Origin of the sequence: Pseudomonas sp. R32, from assembly GCF_009866705.1 — a bacterium.
Taxonomy (GTDB): Bacteria; Pseudomonadota; Gammaproteobacteria; order Pseudomonadales; family Pseudomonadaceae; genus Aquipseudomonas; species Aquipseudomonas donghuensis.
Window position 1 is genome coordinate 4,177,238 of the sequence record NZ_CP019396.1, and the last position, 20,450, is coordinate 4,197,687.

Annotated in this window: 18 protein-coding genes; 8 read left to right on the top strand and 10 right to left on the bottom strand. The window is 62.8% G+C overall.

Going from position 1 to position 20,450, the window contains the following annotated elements:
- Nucleotides 1-5: 5 nt before the first annotated feature.
- Together PspR32_RS19320 and PspR32_RS19325 are read right to left on the bottom strand one after the other, a co-directional pair.
- Nucleotides 6-1,886: an MFS transporter gene (locus tag PspR32_RS19320; RefSeq protein ID WP_010224256.1), complete on the bottom strand. Its 1,881-nt coding sequence runs from the start codon at nucleotides 1,884-1,886 to the stop codon at nucleotides 6-8.
- A gap of 79 nt (nucleotides 1,887-1,965) precedes the next feature.
- On the bottom strand, nucleotides 1,966-3,111 hold the full coding sequence (locus PspR32_RS19325; RefSeq protein WP_010224257.1) for a TDT family transporter: 1,146 nt from the start codon (nucleotides 3,109-3,111) through the stop codon (nucleotides 1,966-1,968).
- Nucleotides 3,112-3,274: 163 nt separating this feature from the next.
- On the opposite strand from PspR32_RS19325, the gene PspR32_RS19330 reads away from it, so the two are divergent.
- Nucleotides 3,275-4,486: an MFS transporter gene (locus tag PspR32_RS19330; protein ID WP_036996577.1), complete on the top strand. Its 1,212-nt coding sequence runs from the start codon at nucleotides 3,275-3,277 to the stop codon at nucleotides 4,484-4,486.
- On the opposite strand, the gene PspR32_RS19335 is transcribed toward PspR32_RS19330, so the two are convergent.
- Nucleotides 4,456-5,652, bottom strand: coding sequence for an MFS transporter (locus PspR32_RS19335; protein ID WP_051636807.1), 1,197 nt, complete (start codon nucleotides 5,650-5,652; stop codon nucleotides 4,456-4,458). The genes PspR32_RS19330 and PspR32_RS19335 overlap by 31 nt on opposite strands.
- A 91-nt stretch (nucleotides 5,653-5,743) precedes the next feature.
- On the opposite strand from PspR32_RS19335, the gene PspR32_RS19340 reads away from it, so the two are divergent.
- Nucleotides 5,744-6,289 carry a TetR/AcrR family transcriptional regulator gene (locus PspR32_RS19340; RefSeq protein ID WP_036996578.1) on the top strand — a complete coding sequence of 182 codons (546 nt, stop codon included), beginning with the start codon at nucleotides 5,744-5,746 and terminating at the stop codon, nucleotides 6,287-6,289.
- A gap of 119 nt (nucleotides 6,290-6,408) precedes the next feature.
- The gene (locus PspR32_RS19345; RefSeq protein WP_036996579.1) at nucleotides 6,409-9,885 is read left to right on the top strand and encodes a PAS domain-containing hybrid sensor histidine kinase/response regulator; all 3,477 of its coding nucleotides are present in this window, start codon (nucleotides 6,409-6,411) and stop codon (nucleotides 9,883-9,885) included.
- Here PspR32_RS19345 and rmuC read toward each other — a convergent pair.
- Together rmuC and PspR32_RS19355 are read right to left on the bottom strand one after the other, a co-directional pair.
- Nucleotides 9,857-11,245 carry a DNA recombination protein RmuC gene (gene rmuC / locus PspR32_RS19350; protein WP_162835466.1) on the bottom strand — a complete coding sequence of 463 codons (1,389 nt, stop codon included), beginning with the start codon at nucleotides 11,243-11,245 and terminating at the stop codon, nucleotides 9,857-9,859. The genes PspR32_RS19345 and rmuC overlap by 29 nt on opposite strands.
- A 183-nt stretch (nucleotides 11,246-11,428) precedes the next feature.
- On the bottom strand, nucleotides 11,429-11,857 hold the full coding sequence (locus PspR32_RS19355) for a tetratricopeptide repeat protein (protein ID WP_026001396.1): 429 nt from the start codon (nucleotides 11,855-11,857) through the stop codon (nucleotides 11,429-11,431).
- A gap of 969 nt (nucleotides 11,858-12,826) precedes the next feature.
- On the opposite strand from PspR32_RS19355, the gene PspR32_RS19360 reads away from it, so the two are divergent.
- From PspR32_RS19360 to PspR32_RS19375, 4 genes are all read left to right on the top strand, one after another.
- Nucleotides 12,827-13,051: a hypothetical protein gene (locus tag PspR32_RS19360; protein ID WP_010224272.1), complete on the top strand. Its 225-nt coding sequence runs from the start codon at nucleotides 12,827-12,829 to the stop codon at nucleotides 13,049-13,051.
- Nucleotides 13,052-13,420: 369 nt separating this feature from the next.
- The gene (locus PspR32_RS19365) at nucleotides 13,421-13,903 is read left to right on the top strand and encodes a hypothetical protein (protein ID WP_010224273.1); all 483 of its coding nucleotides are present in this window, start codon (nucleotides 13,421-13,423) and stop codon (nucleotides 13,901-13,903) included.
- A gap of 146 nt (nucleotides 13,904-14,049) precedes the next feature.
- The gene (locus PspR32_RS19370) at nucleotides 14,050-15,330 is read left to right on the top strand and encodes an OmpP1/FadL family transporter (RefSeq protein ID WP_159389035.1); all 1,281 of its coding nucleotides are present in this window, start codon (nucleotides 14,050-14,052) and stop codon (nucleotides 15,328-15,330) included.
- A 112-nt stretch (nucleotides 15,331-15,442) separates the two neighbouring features.
- A complete protein-coding gene (locus PspR32_RS19375; protein ID WP_159388107.1) occupies nucleotides 15,443-16,468 on the top strand; it encodes an IS110 family transposase in 1,026 nt (341 codons plus the stop codon).
- 260 nt (nucleotides 16,469-16,728) lie between these two features.
- Here the strand turns inward: PspR32_RS19375 and PspR32_RS19380 are convergent, their stop codons facing one another.
- Nucleotides 16,729-17,661: a LysR family transcriptional regulator gene (locus PspR32_RS19380; protein ID WP_159389036.1), complete on the bottom strand. Its 933-nt coding sequence runs from the start codon at nucleotides 17,659-17,661 to the stop codon at nucleotides 16,729-16,731.
- A 117-nt stretch (nucleotides 17,662-17,778) separates the two neighbouring features.
- On the opposite strand from PspR32_RS19380, the gene PspR32_RS19385 reads away from it, so the two are divergent.
- A complete protein-coding gene (locus PspR32_RS19385) occupies nucleotides 17,779-18,042 on the top strand; it encodes a DUF2798 domain-containing protein (protein WP_010220336.1) in 264 nt (87 codons plus the stop codon).
- A gap of 6 nt (nucleotides 18,043-18,048) precedes the next feature.
- Here PspR32_RS19385 and PspR32_RS19390 read toward each other — a convergent pair whose 3' ends face one another.
- From PspR32_RS19390 to PspR32_RS19400, 4 genes are all read right to left on the bottom strand, one after another.
- Nucleotides 18,049-18,600, bottom strand: coding sequence for a glutathione peroxidase (locus tag PspR32_RS19390; protein WP_159389037.1), 552 nt, complete (start codon nucleotides 18,598-18,600; stop codon nucleotides 18,049-18,051).
- Between the two features lie 42 nt (nucleotides 18,601-18,642).
- Nucleotides 18,643-18,765: a hypothetical protein gene (locus tag PspR32_RS26490; protein ID WP_257792352.1), complete on the bottom strand. Its 123-nt coding sequence runs from the start codon at nucleotides 18,763-18,765 to the stop codon at nucleotides 18,643-18,645.
- The gene (locus PspR32_RS19395; RefSeq protein WP_159389038.1) at nucleotides 18,762-19,964 is read right to left on the bottom strand and encodes an MFS transporter; all 1,203 of its coding nucleotides are present in this window, start codon (nucleotides 19,962-19,964) and stop codon (nucleotides 18,762-18,764) included. Before PspR32_RS19395 ends, PspR32_RS26490 begins: the two co-directional genes overlap by 4 nt.
- Nucleotides 19,965-20,026: 62 nt before the next feature.
- Nucleotides 20,027-20,431 carry a MarR family winged helix-turn-helix transcriptional regulator gene (locus tag PspR32_RS19400; RefSeq protein WP_010220341.1) on the bottom strand — a complete coding sequence of 135 codons (405 nt, stop codon included), beginning with the start codon at nucleotides 20,429-20,431 and terminating at the stop codon, nucleotides 20,027-20,029.
- Nucleotides 20,432-20,450: the final 19 nt, after the last annotated feature.

Here is a 20,450-nt window from a genome sequence, read left to right on the forward strand (position 1 = left end):
CCGCTTCAGCGTGAGTCGCCGCGCAGTGCGCTGACCCGCTCACGCAGCATTGCCGGCTCTGCCGCTTCCACCGGGACGGCAGAACCGGCCACCAGGGTCACCCGCGACCACAAGCGGCGAAAGAAGCCCTTGGCCGGATCGCGGCTGAAGAAACTCCCCCACAGGCCCTGCAACGCCATCGGAATCACCGGCACCGGTGTCTGCTCGATGATCCGGCTGAGGCCGCCCTTGAACTCGTCGATTTCACCGTCGCTGGTCAGCTTGCCCTCGGGGAAGATGCACACCAGTTCACCGTCAGCCAGGTAAGCGGCAATCTGCTTGAACGCCCGCTCGTAGGTCTCGATATCTTCACTGCGCCCGGCAATCGGAATCGCCCCGGCGGTACGGAAGATGAAGTTGAGCACCGGCAAGCGGTAGATCTTGTAGTACATGACAAAGCGAATCGGCCGGCGCACCGCGCCACCGATCAGCAACGCATCGACGAACGACACGTGGTTGCAGACCAACAGTGCTGCGCCCTGATCAGGAATCTGCTGCAGGTCACGGTGCTCGACGCGGTACATGGAATGGCTGAGCAGCCAGATCATGAAACGCATGGTGAACTCGGGGACGATGCGGAAGATATAGAAATTCACCGCGATGTTGAGCAGCGACACCACCAGGAACAGCTGCGGAATGCTCAGCTCCAAGAAGCTCAGCAGCACCACGCTGAAGATCGCCGAGACCACCATGAACAGTGCGTTAAGGATGTTGTTGGCGGCAATCACCCGCGAACGCTGGTCTTGCGGGGTGCGCGACTGGATCAGTGCATACAGCGGCACGATATAGAAGCCGCCGAACACACCCAGACCGAGAATCGACCCCAGCACCCACCAAGCCTGGGCGATGCCCAGTACCGCCAGCCAGTCGTACGGCGCGGCCGCCGGCAGGATCTCGCCGGAGTGCCACCACCAGAGCAGGCCGAACAGGCTCAGGCCGAAGGAGCCGAACGGCACCAGGCCGATTTCCACCTTGTGCCCGCTCATGCGCTCGCACAACAGCGAACCGACGGCGATGCCCACCGAGAACAGGGTAAGGATCAGGGTCACCACGGTCTCGTCGCCGTGCAGCCATTGCTGGGCGTAACCGGGGATTTGCGTCAGGTACACCGCGCCAATGAACCAGAACCACGAGTTGCCGACGATCGAGCGCGACACCGCAGGCGTCTGCTTGAGGCCCATGCGCAGGGTGGCCAGGGTCTGGTTGGCGATGTTCCAGTTGATTTTCAGCTCCGGCGTAGAAGCTGCGGCGCGCGGAATGCCACGACTGGCCAGGTAGCCCAGCAGCGCCACCAGCACCACCGCCGATGACGCCCAGACGCCGTAATCGGCGCTGGACATCAGTACCCCGGCACAAATAGTACCGGCGAGGATCGCCAGGAAGGTGCCCATTTCCACCAGGCCGTTGCCGCCGACCAGCTCTTCCTCGCGCAGGGCCTGGGGCATGATCGAGTACTTCACCGGGCCGAACATGGCCGAGTGGGTGCCCATGCCGAACAACGCCAGGAGCATCAGCAAGGGTATCTGGGTCATGATGCCAATGGCACCGACCGCCATGATCGCGATCTCGGCCAGCTTGATCACGCGGATCAGCGCGTCCTTGGCGTACTTCTCACCGAACTGCCCGGCCAGCGCCGAGAACAGGAAGAACGGCAGGATGAACATCAACGCGCAGGCGTTGACCCAGATGGCAGTGTCCTGGCCGTGGGGGCTGGCGATCTTGTAGAGAAACAGCAGGATGACCGACTGCTTGAACAGGTTGTCGTTGAACGCACCCAGCGACTGGGTGACGAAGAACGGCAAAAAGCGCCGTTTGCCAAGCAGGCTGAATTGTGAAGATTGACTCATCGTCCGTGTACCTGAGTGAGGCTTTGTTATTGGATACGCGCAGGCCGCACAAAGCCACAAACACCCAGGTAAATGCAATCTACTTGTTCAGGCCGGCAATGCACGGCGACACGAACAGCTCGCCATGCCAGGCACCGCGCAGGGTCAGGGCGGTGACCAGCAGCCACAGTGTGGCCAGGGCCACCACCAGCAGCATGCCCAGCTCATGGAAGAAACCCAGGCCCAGCCAGGCCGCCAGTTTCAGGGTGGCCAGGGTGTACACCCCCAGCGGGAAGGTAAAGCCCCACCAGCCGAGGTTGAACGGCATGCCGTGGCGGATGTAGCGCAGGGTGATCAGCACTGCGGTAAGCAACCACCACAGGCCCGCGCCCCACAGCACGATCCCGGCAATCAGGCCCAGGCCACGGGCGATTTCACCGAGGCTGCCGAGGCCATTGGCGGCGAAGATCGCCGGGGCATCGGCGCCGAGCAGAAGCATGCCCAGGGCACCGGTACCGATCGGCCCCAGGGCCAGCCAGCTCGACGCCGCCATGTTGGCCTGCGGCAGCTTGTGCAGGGCCATGCGCAGCATGAGGATGGTGAGGATGCTGAACGCCACCGGCAACGACACCGCCCACAGCACATAGCTGGTGATCAGCACCTGAAACTGCGTGTGCGCATCCACCAGGTGCGGCGCCAACAGGCCGCCACTGGCGGCGGCAACTTCAGCCGCCACCACCGGCAGCAACCATACCGCGGTCATCTGGTCGATGCTGTGTTCCTGGCGGGTGAACATCAGGTAGGGAATGGCCACGCCGCACAGCAGCGCCAGGCCGACGTCGAACCACCACAGCGCCTCGACCCAGGGCAGGATGCCTTCGCCCCAGCGATTGATGCCGAACACCAGGCAACCGTTGAGAATGGTCGCCAGCCCCATGGGGATGGTGCCAAAGAACATCGATACAGTGGAATGGGCGAAGATCCGCCGCGCTTCGTCAAAGAACAGCACCCAGCGCGCGGTGTACAGCAAGGTAAACAGCACGAACAGGCCGATGGTCAGCAACCACAGGGATTCGGCCAGGCCGCGCAGGCCTGGTACATCAACCTGCGCCAGGGCCAGGGCGAGCACGCCGGTGCCCATGGTCGCGGCGAACCAGTTGGGGGTGAACTGACGAATCACTTCGCGCGGGTGCGCCAGCTGGCTCAGCGGGCGTAACGGCGAGGTGCGGGTTTGGCTGCAAGGCATGATGGATTCTCCTGTCCTCCGGTGAGGTTGAGCTCATCTTATGCCTGAAAAATATATCTATATAACGGGTATTTTCTCTATCTGTTATCGGTTTTACAGATATACAGATTACCTCGCCCAACGCGTATGCTCAGCACCGATAACAACAAGGACGTGGTTAACAATGCTCACCGCTATCAAAAGCTACTCGGCGCAGGTTCGCCTGCTACTGGCGACCACCTTCATCCTGACCCTGGCCCGGGCGATCACCCTGCCCTACCTGGTGGTCTACCTTGCACAGAACTTCGCCCTGGACATCAGCGGCATCGGCCTGATGATCGGCGGCGCACTGATCGTCGCCTCATTGCTGAGCCTGTACGGCGGCTACCTGATCGATACCCTGCGCAGCTACACGGTGATCATCGCCGCGACCCTGACCTTTACCCTGGCCTTCATTGGCGCGGTGGTCAGCCGCGAACTCAGCCTGTTCTTCCTCTGCCTGGTGCTGATCAACCTGGCCCTGGCAGTGGTGGACATTGCCGCCAAGGCCGGCTTCTGCGCGCTGCTGCCGCTGGAGGAGCGCAGCGAGGTGTTCTCGATCAAGTACACCCTCAGCAACGTCGCCTACGCGGTCGGCCCCTTCGTCGGCGTGGCGCTGGTGCTGCTGGATGATCACTTGCCGTTTTTGCTCTCGGCGCTGCTCGGCCTGGCCATGTGCCTGAGCTACCGGCGCTGGGGCGAGCGCGCGGCGCGGGCGCGGGTCGAAGGCAACGAACAGGCCGGGTTTCTCAGTGTCGGCGTGCAGCTGGTGAAAGACCGCCGGCTGATCTGCTTCACCCTCGGTGGAGCCCTCAGCGCGGTGGTGTTCGGCCAGTTCACCGCCTACCTGTCGCAGTACCTGGTGGTAACCAGCAGCGCCAGCGAGGCGGCGCGCTACATCAGCTACCTGGTGGCCACCAACGCGGTGACGGTGATTGCCTTGCAGTATGTGATTGGCCGGCGCATCAGCAGCCGCCAGCTGATGCCCTGGCTGATCGCCGGCATGGCGCTGTTCCTGGTCGGCCTGCTGGGTTTCTCGCTGGCCCAGTCGCTGCTGGTCTGGTGCCTGGCGATGCTGGTGTTCACCCTCGGCGAGATCATTGTCATCCCCGCCGAGTACATGTTCATCGACAGCATTGCCCCGGAGCATCTGCGTGGCGTGTACTACGGCGCGCAGAACCTGTCCAACCTCGGCGCGGCGCTGGGCCCGGTGATCTGCGGCTTTGCCCTGGCGCACCTGGTGCCGGTGGCGACCTTTTACCTGTTGATTTTTTCGGTGCTGCTGGCAGCGCTGTTCTATTACCTGGGGGCCCGCCCTGCCGCACCTCAAGCCGAACAGGTGGCGGCCGAACGCTGACCGAACAGGCCGAACGCGGCCAGCAGACACAGGGCCAACAAGCCCAGGGCATACACCTGGCTAGTCGCGATCAGGCCAAAGTGGCGAACCATGAAGCCGGCCAACAAGGCCGGCAGGCAAAACGCCAGGTAACTGAGCACATAGAAGGTCGACATCAACCCGGCCCGCTCGTGAGCTTCGGCCAGTGGCAGGGTGCTGCGCAAGGCACCGAGAAAACCGGCGCCGAAGCCGCTGCCGGCCACCAGCGTGGCGATGAAGAACAAACCCAGCGCAGCACTGTGCAGCGCCAGCAAAATCAGCGCCACACCACTGGCCAGCAGCACCGTGCCCAGACGCAGAACGCGTAGTGCCGGTTGCTGGCGCAGGCTGAAGATTGCCGCCGCGCCGCTCAACGTCAGCGCGGCGACCAGCGCCCCACCGGTAAGGTTGGAGGTGGACCCCGTGGTTTCGCGCACCAGCGACGGTGCCAGCGACAGAAAGAATCCACCCAACGCCCACACCGCGATATCCACTGGCAACATCCGCCACAGGGCGCGACGGGCTTGCACCGGCACGCTCAAGGCCGGCTGCAGGGACGCCCAGGCTCCGCGCTGGCGGCTGACGCTTTCCGGCAGGCGCAGCAGCAACAGGGTCAGCACGGCAAACAAGCCCAGCAGCAGCCAGTAGGCCAAGCGCAATGGCCATGCAGCATATTCGACCAACAGGCTGGTCCCCAGCGCACCGCAGGCCATACCCAGTAACGGCGCCAGGCTGTTGACCAGCGGCCCCTGGTGGCGATCGGTATCGAGCAAGGCCGCCCCCAGCACGCTGGTGGCCATGCCGGTGGCAAAGCCCTGCAACACCCGCGCAGCGAGCAACCAGGCGACGCTGTCGGCGACGATGAACAGGCCCATGGCGCCGATTTCCAGGAGCAAGGCCGCAAGGATCAAAGGCCGGCGGCCAAGGTAATCCGACAACGAGCCGACCGTCAGCAGCGCCGCCAGCAGGCTCAGGGCATAGACGGCAAAGATCAGCGTCAACGTCGCCGCCGAGAACTGCCAGGCCTGTTGATACAGATGGTACAACGGCGTCGGCGCACTGGAGGCGGCGAGAAAGCCCAGCAAAGCAACGGCCAGGTACACCAGGCGAAAACCCCGGGCGCCCGGGGGTATGGATTCAAAAACCATCAGCACTCCCAATAAAAGCTAACGATTAGCTTTAGTGCAGTGTGCGCGCCCTCCAGCCTTAACGCAAACCCTTTGTGTTAAGGTTTGGCCCATGGCGATCAAAGAAGGTATCCGCACGGGCGGCCGCAGTGCCCGTGTGCAGCAATCAGTCCATGCGGCCGTACGCACGTTGCTCCAGGAGCAGGACCGGGCGAGCCTGACTGTGCCCCAGATTGCCGCCCGCGCCGGCGTCACCCCGTCGACCATCTACCGGCGCTGGGGCGAACTGGCAGCCTTGCTGGCCGATGTCGCCGTCGAGCGTGTGCTGCCCGACGTTGCACCGCTCGACACCGGCGAGCTGCGCGCCGACCTGCGCGCCTGGACCGAGCAATACCTCGACGAAATCACCTCCGAGCCAGGCCGCAACCTGATGCGCGACGTACTCAGCAGCGCCTGCCCGGGTTACTGCACCCATATCCTGCGCGGGCAGCTGCAGGTCATTCTCGATCGTGCACAGGCGCGCGGCGAGGCCTTGCCGGACATCGAGCGCCTGCTCGATTTGCTCGTCGCGCCGACCGTCTACCGCACCTTGTTCGCCGAAGCCCCGCCAACCCTGGAACAGCTCTACTGCCTGCTTGACCTGGCCTTGCCCGGCTAAGGCCTGCGACGCTCTGCCACTGCGACCATCGTCGGCGCTGACGAAGCCTCTGCGGCGTGCCAGACTGATTGATCGAGGTTCGCTGTCGGGCTGAATCACCCTTTTGCTTCGGAGTTGTCATGTCGCTGTCCAGTGGGCTGATCGCCGTGGTCGCCCTGGCCTATATGGCCATCATGTTCGCCATCGCCTTCTACGGCGACCGCCGCAGCACGCCGCTGCCGCCGCGCCTGCGTGCCTGGGTGTACAGCCTGTCACTGGCGGTGTACTGCACCAGCTGGACCTTCTTCGGCGCCGTCGGCCAGGCCGCCGAACAACTCTGGGCATTCCTGCCGATCTATCTGGGCCCTGTATTGCTACTGCTGTTCGCCCCCTGGGTGCTGCAGAAGATGGTGCTGATCAGCAAACAGGAAAACATCACCTCGATCGCCGACTTCATCGCCGCGCGCTACGGCAAATCCCAGAGTTTGGCGGTGGTGGTGGCGCTGATCTGCCTGATCGGCGTGCTGCCCTACATCGCCCTGCAGCTCAAGGGCATCGTGCTCGGCGTCAACCTGTTGATCGGGGCTGGCGCCGATGCCACCGGCAGCCGCGTGCAGGACACCGCGCTGGTGGTGTCGCTGGTGCTGGCGCTGTTCTCCATCGTCTTCGGTACGCGCAGCCTGGATGTCACCGAACACCACCGCGGCATGGTCCTGGCGATTGCCTTTGAATCCCTGGTCAAGCTGCTGGCCTTCCTCGCCGTCGGCGCCTTTGTCACCTTCGGCCTGTTCGACGGCTTCGACGACCTGTTCAGCAAGGCGCAACTGGCGCCGCGCCTGGAAGGCTTCTGGAACGAGACCATCAACTGGCCGTCGATGATCGTGCAGACCGGCGTGGCGATGATGGCGATCATCTGCCTGCCGCGCCAGTTCCACGTCACCGTGGTAGAGAACATCGAGCCCCAGGACTTGCGCCTGGCACGCTGGGTGTTCCCGATGTACCTGATCCTCGCCGCACTGTTCGTGGTACCGATCGCCCTGGCCGGGCAGATGCTGCTGCCAGGTTCGGTGCTACCGGACTCCTTCGTCATCAGCCTGCCGCTGGCCGAAGCCCATCCGGCGCTGGCGCTGCTGGCCTTTATCGGCGGCGCTTCGGCGGCCACCGGCATGGTCATCGTCGAAGCCGTGGCGCTGTCGACCATGGTCTCCAACGACATGCTGCTGCCCTGGCTGCTGCGCCGCAACAACGCCGAGCGGCCGTTCGAAGCCTTCCGCCACTGGATGCTCTCGGTGCGCCGGGTGACCATCGTCGTCATCCTCCTGCTGGCCTACGTCAGCTACCGCCTGCTCGGCTCCACCGCAAGCCTTGCGACCATCGGCCAGGTGGCCTTTGCCGCCGTGACCCAATTGACCCCGGCCATGCTCGGCGCCCTGTACTGGAAGCAGGCCAACCGCCGCGGCGTGTTCGCCGGCCTGGCCGCCGGGGTGTTCCTGTGGTTCTACACCCTGGTGCTGCCGATTGCCGCCCACAGCCTGGGCTGGTCGCTGACGCTGTTCCCGGGCCTGGCCTGGCTGCACGGCAACCCGTTGAACCTGCCGATCACCCCGCTGACCCAGGGCGTGGTGCTGTCGCTGGCGGGTAACTTCACCCTGTTCGCCTGGGTGTCGATCCTCTCGCGAACCCGGGTGTCCGAGCACTGGCAGGCCGGGCGTTTCATCGGCCAGCAGACCAGCGCACGGCCGAGCAGCCGTTCGCTGCTGGCGGTGCAGATCGACGACCTGCTGCACCTGGCCGCACGCTTTGTCGGCGAAGAGCGCGCCCGGCAAAGCTTCATCCGCTTTGCCTACCGCCAGGGCAAGGGCTTCAACCCCAACCAGAACGCCGACGGCGACTGGATCGAACACACCGAGCGCCTGCTCGCCGGCGTACTGGGGACCTCCTCGACCCGCGCGGTGGTCAAGGCGGCCATCGAAGGCCGCGACATGCAGCTTGAGGATGTGGTGCGTATCGCCGACGAAGCCTCGGAAGTGCTGCAGTTCAACCGCGCCTTGCTGCAAGGGGCGATCGAGAACATCAGCCAGGGCATCAGCGTGGTCGACCAGTCGCTGCGCCTGGTGGCCTGGAACCGCCGCTACCTGGAGTTGTTCAACTACCCCGACGGGCTGATCAGCGTCGGCCGGCCGATTGCCGACATCATCCGCTACAACGCCGAGCGCGGCCTGTGCGGCCCGGGCGAGGCCCAGGTGCACGTGGCAAGGCGCCTGCACTGGATGCGCCAGGGCCGCGCGCACACCTCAGAACGCCTGTTCCCCAATGGCCGGGTGATCGAGCTGATCGGTAACCCGATGCCCGGCGGTGGCTTTGTCATGAGTTTTACCGACATCACCCCGTTCCGCGAAGCCGAACAGGCCCTCAAGGGTGCCAACGAAAGCCTCGAACAACGGGTGGCCGAACGCACCCATGAACTGTCGCAACTCAACCAGGCACTGACCGAAGCCAAGAGCCACGCCGAAGCCGCCAACCAGTCCAAGACTCGCTTCCTGGCTGCGGTCAGCCACGACCTGATGCAGCCGCTGAACGCCGCGCGGTTGTTCTCGGCGGCGCTGTCGCATCAGGGCGATGGCTTGTCGGCCGACGCCCAGCAACTGGTCCAGCACATGGACAGCTCGCTGCGCTCGGCCGAAGAGCTGATCAGCGACCTGCTGGACATCTCGCGCCTGGAGAACGGCAAGATCACTCCCGACGCCAAGCCTTTTGCCCTCAACGAGCTGTTCGACACCCTCGGCGCCGAATTCAAGGTCCTGGCCCAGCAGCAAGGCCTGGATTTTCGCCTGCGCGGCAGCCGCCTGCGGGTGCAGAGCGACATGAAACTGCTACGGCGAATTTTGCAGAACTTCCTCACCAACGCCTTCCGCTACGGCAAGAGCCCGATCCTGCTGGGTGTGCGCCGCCAGCAAGGACGGTTGTGGCTGGAGGTCTGGGACCGTGGCAGCGGCATCGCCGATGACAAGCTGCAGGTGATTTTCGAGGAGTTCAAACGCCTGGACAGCCACCAGACCCGCGCGGAAAAAGGCCTGGGCCTGGGCCTGGCAATCGCCGACGGCTTGTGCAAAGTGCTCGGGCATCCGCTTGAGGTGCGCTCCTGGCCGGGCAAGGGCAGCGTGTTCCGCGTCAGCGTGCCACTGGCCACGGCGCCGGCGGTAGCGCTGGCCAGCCCCGCCGAACAGGCCGGGCAGCCACTGGCGGGCCTGCAGGTGCTGTGCGTCGACAACGAAGACAGCATTCTCATCGGCATGAACAGCCTGCTCAGCCGCTGGGGTTGCCAGGTGTCCACCGCGCGCAACCGCGCAGAATGCGATGCCCTGCTTGCAAACGGCCTGCGCCCGCACCTGGCGCTGGTCGACTATCACCTGGACGACGGCGAGATCGGCACCGAACTGATGGCCTGGCTACGCACCCGCCTCGGCGAGCCGGTACCTGGCGTGGTGATCAGCGCCGACGGGCGCAGCGAGATGGTCGCCCAGGTGCATGCCGCCGGCCTCGACTACCTGGCCAAGCCGGTCAAGCCGGCGGCCCTGCGCGCCCTGCTCAATCGGCATCTGAGCCTGGCCCAGTAAGGGCGCTGGCGGCCAGTGGGTCGCCTTCGCTCATGGCCCGTTCGAGCAGCTCGGCAGGCAGGCTCTTGCTGGCCCGGGCGCCGAGCAGCTTGAGCTGTTCGCTGCGGCTGATCAGGTTGCCACGGCCTTCGCAGAGTTTGTTGCGCGCCGCGCTGTAGGCTTTGTCGACCTGCTGCAGGCGGTTGCCCAGCTCGTCCAGGTCCTGGATGAACAACACGAACTTGTCATACAGCCAGCCGGCGCGCTCGGCGATTTCCCGGGCGTTCTGGCTCTGGCGTTCCTGCTTCCACAGGCTGTCGATAACCCGCAAGGTGGCCAGCAACGTGGTCGGGCTGACGATCACGATCTGGCGGTCGAAGGCTTCCTGGAACAAATTCGGTTCAGCCTGCAAGGCCGCCGAAAACGCGGCTTCGATGGGCACGAAGAGCAAAACGAAATCCAGGCTGTGCAGCCCTTCGAGGCGATTGTAGTCCTTGCCGGACAAGCCTTTGACGTGATTGCGCAGCGACAGCACATGCTGCTTGAGCGCGGCCTGAGCGATCTCGCTGTCATCGGCGGCAACATACTGCTGGTAAGCGGTGAGGCTGACCTTGGAGTCGACCACCACTTGCTTGTCGCCCGGCAGCATGATCAGCACGTCGGGCTGGAAGCGCTCGCCGTCGGCGCTCTTGAGGCTGACCTGGGTCTGGTACTCGCGGCCTTTCTCAAGCCCGGCGTGCTCCAGGACCCGCTCCAGAATCAGCTCGCCCCAGTTACCCTGGGTCTTCTGGCCCTTGAGCGCCTGGGTCAGGTTGGTGGCTTCATCGCTCAGGCGCAGGTTGAGCTGCTGCAGGCGCTCCAGCTCCTTGGCCAGCGAGAAGCGCTCGCGGGCTTCCTGCTGGTAGCTGTCTTCCACGCGTTTTTCGAAGGCCTGGATGCGCTCCTTGAGCGGGTCGAGCAACTGCCCCAGGTGTTGCTGGCTGGTCTGGGCGAAGCGCTGCTCGCGCTCATCGAAGATCTTCGTGGCCATTTCGGCGAATTGCGCGCGCAACTCGTCACGCGAGCCCTGCAGGTCGTCGAGGCGTTGCTGATGGCTTTCCTGTTGTTCACGCAGCTCGGCGCTCAGGGCTGCGCTGTGGGCATCCAGGCGACGCAATTCGGCTTCGCGGGCAGCGCGTTCGAGCTGCCAGGCGTGCGCGGCGTCGCGAGCGTTGTCGCGATCGATCTGCAACAGCTCAAGCTCACGGGCCTGGGCAGCCAGGGTAGCCTGCTTGGCGGCGTTGGCCTGGCCCAGGTCGCTGATTTCGTCGCGACTGGCATCCAGTTGGGCGAGCAGGCCTTCCTGGGCCAGTTGCACGTTGCTCAGGCGCTCCTCGAGCAAGGCTGCTTGCGCCTGGCGCGCACTCAGGCGCCGCTGCACCTGCAGCACCAGCGTCAGGCACGGCACGGCCGCCACCACGATACCCAGCAGAATACTGGTCAGATCCACTGCCATACCCACCCCGATCTCCCTCGGCCAACGATCAACGGCTCAGCTTATCAGCCTTGGGCCTGCGCGCCGCACTCAGGCGTCAGGCAATTGCCTGAGCAGGCGCACGGCTTCCTGCGAGCCCTGGGCCGCCGCCTGTTCCAGCCAGTAACGGCCCTGGGCCGGCTCATTCAATTGCCCCTGGGCACACAGGCGGCCGTACTCGAGCTGCGCCCGGCGGTCACCGGCCCGCGCGGCCTGGCGCAGCAGTTCATGGCCGATACGCCGGTCGCGGGCATTGCCGCAGTCACGGCAGAGCATCTGCCCCAGGCGGCTCTGGGCGACCACCACACCCTGGCGCGCCGGCTGCTTGAGCAGGCGCCCGGCGAAGTGCTTGACGTTGGGGTTGTCACCCAGGCGCGGGCTGTCGAGCAACCACAAGGCAACCTTCAAGGAGAAGCGCTTGGGCTCGGGCAGGGGCGGTTGGGCAGCAGGAGCAACGAGGGTTTTGGAGCGAAACTTCATAAAAAACAGCGAAGGCAACTCGAGAGGCGCGCCACTCTACTCCATTTCTCTGACAATGGCCCGGTGCTTTTTTGCACTTTTTTTCAAAATATTTCAGCGTTTTTTCTTGACGTCAGGGCGGGCATTTTGTCCCTGGCAGAAGACTGCCGAAGGATTGTCGGACACCGGCTAAAAAGCTGGCACGCCCGTCCTAGAGCAAGCGCTCGGGACAATCCACAGAAGCTGTGGATAACTCGGTGGACAACCCCCTAAACCACCCCGCAAACCCCTATGAAATGGGGCTTCCAGTCAAACTGTCGATTTTTTCACCAGCTAAAATAAGTGTTTTTTTTCATTGACTTAAGGCAACGGCCAAGTCATTGGGAGCCACCTGCCGCGTTGTTGCAGAGCTGTAACAGCGGCTGCCCCATGTGTGCACAACCGCCCCGAAGCGAGGCATTTCCCTGCACGAAATTGGCACGTTCCCTGCCTTACAGCGCTGGAAAGGTGGTGAAATAGCACTTCACAGCGAGCCAGGAACGCGACATACTGGCCGGCTCGCCAGACGAAAACTTACAAAGCTTGCCAAGACCGGCAGACTCCTGTAGTCTTGCCGCCGTTAGTACCAAGCTGAAAGTCAATTCTGGCCAAAGCAGTCCTTACAGTGCCCTGCCCCTCACTTCGGACAGGCCTGTTGAAACCAGGACCGGCCCACTCGATGGCTCCCCAGGTAAATCACTTCTTACTCTGACCGAGCCAACCTGCAGATTGATCAGGATCTTCACCCAGCGGCATTGAACCCGACCCTGGTGTGTTGCCTGTCCTCTGACGTACCTACCAGTCAGCCCCAGCGCCACATGATAAATGCGCCCAAAACTGGCTGCCCTGTTCCAGTCAGGTTCTTCGCACCGGCTTAAATGCCTGCGTTACTGGAACGTTTTATATGTGCACGGATCAAAACCGTGTCTATTGCAGGAACATCTAATAACTATGAATCACTCTATCCATACTCAGGCTGCCATTCGCACCCTTTCCCAGGCATTTGCCCCTCTGAACTGCTTGATCCTGGCGTCGCGCAAAGGCGGCTTCAGCTTCACCCTGGTCAACGAGCACGGCATTGCCCGTCACAGCGAGCGCCTGTACCCAGAGCAATACTCCGAAGCCGAGCCGCTGCAGGCCGTCATCGAGCGCACCCGTCAGGCCCTGGTGGCCTGATCCGCACGATGCTGCAAACGCTCAAGCCCCGCCCTCTGGCGGGGCTTTTTTATGCCTGGTAAATCTGCCGAATCCCCCTGTGGGAGCTGGCTTGCCAGCGATGAGGGCAGCCCTGGCTAACGTGTTGCGGCCATCGCTGGCAAGCCAGCTCCCACAGGAATTTGGCCATCCTTTAGTGCGAATCACTAATCGCCACACGGCATATGATTTATAACTAAAAGCCGTAAATGTTTTAAAAACAGGCCTTTACAGCACGAATATGACACTAGACTTCAACTCAAGCGGCAAAGGCCGCTTCCGGCGGGCCGGACCGACTCACCAGCTGCCAAGCTCCAGCGTCCGCCGGTCAATTTCAAGTTCGAGGGCATCATGGGTATCGCCGCGAGCGAGTTGAGCCAATTTGTCATTCGTCCAACCCTGGTTTATCTGGGCCGTCACTGCGCCAGCGCCGAAGCCCTGCTGCTCGGTGTCGCCGCCAGCCAGTCGGCCCTCGGCTCGGCCCTGCACGACCGCCGCGGCCACGGCCTGTACCGCATCGGCGAACTGCGCCACCAAAGCCTCTGGGACCAGTTCCTGGCCCGCGACCCGGACCTTGCCAGCCTGGTCCGCGGCCTGGCCAGCCAGCATGCCTTTCTCAGCGGCCCGCACCTGGAACTGACCGTCAACCTGCGCTACGCCACCGCCATCGCCTGGATGCTGATCGAAGAACAGGCCCCCGAACTACCCGCCGCCGACGATTTACTGGGCCTGGCACGCATCTGGCGACAAACCTTCCAACCCCAGGGTCGCCTGCGCGATTTCACCAGCGCCTGGCAAACCTGCGTCGCCCCTGTGACTCTTCAGGCCTGCTGAGAGTCACTGCTTCCCAAAATCGGAAAATTCCCGCCATCTTGGTAGGATTGTCCTACAAAACCGCTCTATCTCCTGCGATACAGCCTATAGCGCTGCGGGCGAAATGTTGGTAGTTTTCGCCCCGGAGATCCCAAGGAGTTCTAATAATGAAAAAAGTCATGCTCAAAACCTCTCTCAGCCTCGCCGTCACTCTCGCCTCGACTCAACTGTTCGCCAGCGGCTTCGCCCTCAACGAACAAAGCGTCAGCGGCATGGGCACAGGTTTCGCGGGTCGCTCTTCTTCTGCCGATGATGCCAGCACCATTTTCGGCAACCCCGCCGGCATGTCGCGCCTGAAACGCGAGCAAGTCACCGTCGGTGGTGCCGCTCTCATCGCCAAGTCCGATATCAGCGGCAGCGGCACCTTCGGTGGCAGCAACGACGGCGACATGGTTCCGGTCGTCGGTGTGCCGATGGGCTATTACGTCAAACCTATCGATGACCATTGGGCCTTCGGTATCGGCATGTACGTGCCGTTCGGCCTGGTAACCGACTATGAAAGCGGCTTTGCCGGCCGCTACTTCGGCAGCAACAGCGAAGTCCAGGTCATCACCCTGCAGCCAACCATCAGCTACGCCTTCAACGACAAGGTCTCGATCGGTTTCGGTCCGACTATCAACCGTATCGACGGCACCCTGGAATCCGCCTCGCTGAACCGCACCTCCCTGGGCAGAAATGACGGCAAGGTCAAGATCTCCGGTGATGACACCGCCATCGGCTACAACATCGGCGTGCTGGTACAGGCAACCGACAGCACCCGCGTAGGCCTGACCTACCACTCGATGGTCGACTACAAGCTCGAGGGTGACACCAAAATCAGCGGCTCCGGCTTTGGCCCACTGAACGGCAGCAAGTTTGATGCCTCGTTGAAGATCAAAACGCCGGAATCGGTCGACTTCTCCGTCACTCACGAGCTGGATGCCAACTGGACACTTTATGTCGGTAGCACCTGGACGCGCTGGAGCCGCCTGGAAGCCATCACCGTCAACAACGAAGGTGTTCCTGCCCCCCTGGCACCTGCCCTGGGGCAGATCAGCGAAGAACAGAACTGGCACGATACCTGGGCTCACGCCATTGGCGCAGCTTACAAGCTGAACAAGGAATGGACCCTGCGCGCCGGCTTCAGCGTCGACCAGTCGCCGACCAACAATACCAACCGCTCGCCACGCATCCCTACAGGCGACCGCAAGGTGTTCAGCCTCGGTGCAGGTTGGAGCCCGAACGACGACATGACTGTCGACATCGCCTACTCCTACCTGATGGAAGAAGACGTCAAGGTTCGCCAGAACACTTCGCCTACCGACCCGGCGCACTTCAAAGGCTCCTACAACGCCAAGTACGAAAACAGCGCTCACGGCCTGGGAGCATCGCTCACCTACCGCTTCTGATTCATTCCACGTCGCAGAAAACCGCCAATCCTGGCGGTTAATGAGATGGTCACCCCGACACCCTGCGAGGGCTACGCTTTCGCAGGGTGTTTTATTTCCGGAGGCCATCACCATGAGCGATTTGGCACTGGTCGGTATCGACCTAGGCAAACACACCTTCCATTTGCACGGCCAGGATAAGTCCGGCCGAGAGCTGTTTCGCAAGAAACTCTCACGACAGCAAATGATGCGGTTTTTTGCCAATTTGCCAGCGTGCACCGTGGTTATGGAAGCGTGTGCCGGTGCACACTTCGTCGCTCGCGAGCTGGCTGCCTTAGGGCATCAGGTCAGGCTGATCTCGCCTCAATTCGTTAAGCCCTTTGTCAAAGGCAATAAAAACGATTTCGTCGATGCGCAAGCAATCTGCGAAGCCGCTTCACGCCCCTCGATGCGTTTCGTTTCGCCCAAGACCGAAGCCCAGCAGACCCTTTCTGTGTTGCATCGCCTACGCGAGTCACTAATCCGCGACCGCACCAAGGCCGTCAACCAGATGCATGGGTTCTTGCTTGAGTTCGGCATTAGCTTGCCGCAGGGGCTGGCGGTCATGAAGCGTCTGTCTGCTGTACTGGCGGAGCACGAGCTGCCTGTTCGGCTGACGGTGCTACTGCAACGTCTGCACGGCCATTTTGTGTATCTGGACGAGCAAATTAAGGAGCTGGATAAAGAGCTGGCAGGCCAGCTGGCCGACGATGATCTAGGGCGTCGTTTGCTGAGCATGCCCTGTGTCGGGCCGATCACCGCCAGCCTGCTGGCTGTGGAAATGGGCGACGGCCAGCAATACGGCTGCAGTCGAGATTTTGCGGCATCTCTAGGCTTGGTGCCCAGGCAATACAGCACAGGCGGCAAAGCTAATTTGCTAGGTATCAGCAAGCGTGGCGACAAGAATCTGCGACGGCTGTTGGTGCAATGCGCCAGAGTCTACATGCAGCACCTGGAGCGGCAGAAAGGGCCGTTGGCGGACTGGGTGCGAGCACTTCTGACGCGGCGGCACTCAAACGTAGTCGCCTGCGCGCTGGCCAACAAGCTCGCCCGCATAGCTTGGGCGATTTCTGCTCACCACACCCAATACGAAACAGGGCCAGGCGCCTTGAGCGCCTGACCCTGCGGTTGTTGCTGTACCACGACTCACCTTTCAGGTTTTGCGATAGCTGAGCAATAGATGAACTGAACGGCCTACCGGCCTGGCGAAGATCCTGGCATAAAAATCGGCTCTCGAAGCCGAGCGGTTTTTAAGGATCGTCAGGCGCGACTCTCATCGTGGCGCGGGGCTTGCCCCAATTTGACGCCGGATAGATTTAAGCAAGCCAACCATTTCATCCGTTAATCAGTATTGCAAAAAATGGGGTGACCATAGATTTTTCATGCTTGCTCGCAAGGCCAGAGGTGGGCCAGGCGGCCCTGTAAGTAGTCCATGAACAGCCGCACCTTGGCCGTCATGGCAAAGCGGTCGGTCACGCACAGGTAGACGTCCATCGGCTCGGTCTGGGCATAGGCCATGGCCGATTGCGAATACTCGAACAACGCCACCAGCTGGCCGCGCTCGAGCAAGGGCCGGGCGACAAACTCGGCCAGGCGGGCAATGCCGCCATCCTGCACGGCCATCTGGGTCAGCACATCGATGTCATCGCTGATCAGCACCTTGTCGAACTCGGCATCGAAGCGCAGCCCTTCGCGGACAAAACCCCAGCGCAGAAAACGACCGTCCACCGGGTAGCGGAACACCAGGCAGCGATGCTCCTTGAGTTGCTCTGGCGATTGCGGCCAACCGGCTGCCGCCAGGTAACCCGGCGACGCACAGCAAATGAACGGCACCCGGGCGATGTGCCGGGCCAGCAGGCCATCTTCAAGTTGCGGCTGGATTCGCAGACTGACATCGACACCTTCCTGAACGTGGTTGACGCGCCGATCATTCGTAACCAACTCAATTGAAAGCTGCGGATAGCGCGCGCTGAACGCCGGAATCAACGGTGCCAGTACGTGACGGCCGAACGCCGAGGACGAAGCGATGCACAAGCGCCCTTTGGGCTCGCAATCCGGGGTGGTGACCGCCTGCTGCGCCTGCTCGAGGTCGCGCTCAATGTGTTTGACCTTGTCGTAGTACAGGCTGCCACTGGGGGTCAGGGCCATGCTACGGGTAGTACGCGCGAGCAGGCGCACCTGCAGGTGGGCTTCCAGGCGGGCGATATTCTGGCTCACGGCGGCGGCACTCAGGCCCAGGCTACGAGCGCCACCGGCAATGCTGCCGGCTTCGACAACCTTGATGAAACTCTTGATCGAACCGAGCAGGTTCATGACAGGCTTCCGGGCATTCGTAAGATCTTCTTTATAAAGACCTAAGTCCGAGGCGTCTACCCCGGCCACAGGCAGCCTTGTTAGGCTGCGCCCTCATCCACTGCCAACGGAGTCCGCATGACGACCCAGACCAGCGTCCGCAGCCGACGCAAGCTCGGCGTTCGCGCCACCCCTTACGTGTTCGCCTTCTACATGTCGGCGATCATGGCCCTGCTGATGTGCTTTGTGATTACCGCCGCCAACGCCGGCATCGACGAGCAGTACCTGGGCAACGTGCTCAGGGCCTACCAACTGGCCATGCCGGTGGCCTTCGCCTGCGTACTGGTGGTGCGCCCGATCGTGCTCAAGCTGGTGGCCTGGACCGTGCACGCCAGCCACTGAGGCAGCTCAGGGCTGGGAAGCGATGGCCTTCTCGATCGCCGCCTTGAACGCCGGATCATCCGGCTTGGTTCGGCTGGAGAAGTTAGCCACCACCTTGCCCTGGCGGTCGATCACGTACTTGTAGAAATTCCACTTCGGCGCGCTGCTCTGCACAGCCAGCGCCTTGAACAGTGGCGTGGCATCACTGCCGCGCACCGGCTGGGCCTGGGTCATGGTGAACGTCACGCCGTAGTTGGCGTAACAGACCTTGGCGGTCTTCTCGGCGTCGGCGTCTTCCTGCTTGAAGTCGTTGGACGGCACCCCGAGCATTTCCAGACCCTGCCCGTGGTATTGCTGATAGATGCTCTCCAGCCCTTTGAACTGCGGGGCGAAGCCGCAATAGCTGGCAGTATTGACCACCACCAGCGGTTTGCCGGCAAAGCGCTCACAGAGGTTGATCTGCTCCTTGCCGCGCAGCTCCGGCAGCGTGCTGTCGAGCAGCGCCGGGCACTCGCCGGCCAGGGCATTGGCAGCGGCGGCCAGGGTCAACAGTGGAACCAACATCCAGCGTGTGCGCATCTTTTTTCTCCTTGAAACGGACCTGGAGAAATCAGAGTACTCCTAGCACACGCCCATGCCCAACTGCATCAACGCCAGACCGCCTTCATGCCAGCCCCACCAGGCCAGCGCCAGCACCAGCACGGCGGCGAGGCCGAGCACGGTGCGAATGGCCATAGGGCTCATGCCGCTTGCGCCTGCAAGCGCGCGACCGGGCGCTCGCGTACCGGCCAGTTGAGTGCTGCGGCGAGCAGGCTGAGAAGGATGGAAATCTGCCAGACAAGGTCATAGTTACCGGTCTGGTCATACACCACCCCACCCAGCCAGCCACCGAGAAACGCGCCCAACTGGTGAAAGAGGAAAACGATCCCACCCAGCATCGACAGGTTACGCACACCGAACAGGGTGGCCACGGTGCCATTGGTCAAGGGCACGGTCGACAGCCACAGCAGACCCATGGCGATACCGAACAGATAGGCACTGAACGGGGTGATCGGTGCCCACAGGAACAGCACGATGACCACCGCGCGCAACAGGTACAGGGCGGTCAGTAGGCGCGGCTTGGACATCCTCCCGCCCAGCCAGCCGGCGGTGTAGGTGCCGACGATATTGAACAGCCCAACCAGCGCCAGCACGGTGGTGCCGATGGTGGCCGGCAGGTGCTGGTCGACCAGGTAGGCCGGCAGGTGCACGCCAATGAACACCACCTGGAAACCGCAGACGAAAAAGCCCAGGGCCAGCAGCCAGAAGCCTGAATGCGAGCAAGCTTCGCGCAAGGCCTGGCCGAGGGTCTGCTCATGGCCATCGCTGGGCAACGGTCGATCGCGCAACAACCCTACCAACGGCACGATAAAGGCCACCAGCAAACCCAGCACCAGCAAGGCCGCCGACCAGCCCAGCCAGCCGATCAGGCCCAGTGTGCCGGGCAACATGGCGAACTGGCCAAAGGAGCCGGCGGCACTGGCGATACCCATGGCCATGCTGCGCTTCTGCGCCGGTACGGCACGGCCGACCACGCCGAAGATCACCGAGAACGAAGTGCCCGACAGGCCGATACCGATCAACAGGCCGGCACTGAGCGACAGGGTCAGGGCCGAGTCGGACATACCCATCAGCACCAGGCCGACGGCATAGAGAATACCGCCGACCATCACTACCTTGGCCGCCCCCAGGCGATCAGCCAGGGCGCCGGCAAACGGCTGGGCCAGGCCCCAGATCAGGTTCTGCAAGGCAATGGCGAAGGCGAACACGCCACGGCCCCAGCCAAAGTCAGCACTCATCGGCGCCAGGAACAGGCCAAAGCCGTGCCTCACGCCCAGCGACAGCGCCAGGATCAGCGCCGCGCCAAGGAGAATCCACCCACTGGTTCGCCATACCGATGTCATTTTTGTTGTCTCCAGTGCCGCAAGGTTATGCGGGTATATACCCGCTTATAATCGTAAAAAGCTCAGGCCAGCAACTCCAGCAGGCGCACCAGTTCGTCGCGCTGGCCCTCGCCAAGGGTGTTGATCAAATCGCTTTGAGCCTGCTCCCAGGCCGGTTCCGCTGCCTGTAGGCGGGCCCTGCCCTGCTCGGTCAACAGGACGATACGATTGCGCAGGTCCTGCCCTTCGGCCAACGCCACCAGGCCGTCGGCCTCCAGCACCCGCAGGTTGCGCCCCAGGGTGCTGCGGTCCAGGCCCATGGCCTCGGCCAGGGTGGAAATACTCGGTTGGTCCAGGCGCCGCAAATGGCGTAGCAGGGAAAACTGCGCAACATTGATCCCGAAGCCGTCGAGGGCCTCGTCATAGTGTCGGCTCACCCCGCGGGCGGCGCGACGCAGGTGGGTGCAGATGCATTCGCTGGTCAACATAATGCGTGTATATACCCGC